General features: G+C 57.9%; 1 protein-coding gene. It reads right to left on the bottom strand.

Going from position 1 to position 1,249, the window contains the following annotated elements:
- Positions 1–168: 168 nt before the first annotated feature.
- Positions 169–1,113 (bottom strand): toxin-antitoxin system YwqK family antitoxin, encoded by a 945-nt coding sequence (locus AC1DPR_RS32030; protein WP_477818033.1) that lies wholly within the window; start codon positions 1,111–1,113, stop codon positions 169–171.
- Positions 1,114–1,249: the final 136 nt, after the last annotated feature.

Genomic DNA, 1,249 nt, shown 5'->3' with positions numbered 1-1,249 from the left:
CCATGCCCCTCACCCCGAAAACGGAGTAAGGGGCATGGAAACCTGGCAACGAAGCAGGCCGGATGTCGTCGGTGTTTGTTCTGCTGACAAACACTTACAAGTTTCAGTGTGCCGCGTAGCGCCCTAGTATGCAGGGGCACACTGCTGCCTTGCCTGGCGTGTCTGTACTCAGACGGGGTGCTTACCCGCACGACATGACGCTTCCCACTGCTGGCGCAACTCCTCCGCCGGAAAGGCGCTGTGTCCCGGCACCGTCCGATAAGCGTCGTCCCATTCGTTCAAGCATACACCGAAGCTCGATCCATCAGCGCCAACCTCGATGCCGTTGGCGAAAGTCTYGTCGGTCACCAGTGCACCGCTTACGTCCCATTCCTTGTACGGTCCATTAAGCTTGCCCTGTGCGTAGGTCGCCTTGATCGTGACCGTTTTGCCATCGGGCGCGTAGTGGAGGACTTCACCTTCGTATTTGCCGTCCACGAACGTTGCGCGTTTGATGAGCGCACCGGTATTCGCATCGAACCCTTCCTCGGTGCCGGAAGGAACTCCCTCATTCCACGTAAAGGTGTGAACGCGCTTGTGGTTGGTCCAGCTATAGACCTGCTCGGTGCCGTCTGGTTGCCCATTTCGGAAGGTCGCCTCCATAAGCAGATTGTTGCCGCTCTTCCCGCCATACAGTCGCAATGAGTCGTCCAATGCTCCATGTTTGAACGACATTTCGATTCGAACAATTTCGGATTGCGGCTCCTTGCAAACCGCTTTGCCGTCAGGCAGGCCGTCGCGAATCTGCGCGTTGCATAACGCTCCGGCCAGCAGTGCCGCGGCGCCTGATTCGCGAAGCACAGACCGTGCATTTCCGTCGTCCGCGGAAATTGCGTCGGAAAGAGCAATTCCAGCGAGCTTGCTTGCCAGTTGGAAACCCGACTGCGCCGTCAGCAGTACTCTGGCCGGGACGTTTGTCAGCCCTCCGGAGAACGGCTCGTTCGCATTGCCTGCATAGACCTTACCGTTGGCGATCGTCGCATTGCGGAAGTCCAGGATCTCATTTTTGCCACAGGCCGATACGAACAGCGCCGGTGCGACAGTCAGAATAATTAGACAGTGATGAGGTTTCATGATCTAGGAAATGGTTGAAGTTCGAGGAAATTCGGTCCGCTGGGGAACATCCGCGCGCCCGGCGATATGAAAGAAGGCCGGCATCCCCTCGGGAATGCCGGCCTGGTTCCTGGAACCGGCCGAGACGCTTACCAGG

Source organism: Rhizobium sp. 01T417, assembly GCF_056398905.1.
This window is presented reverse-complemented; position numbering and strand designations above follow the sequence as displayed.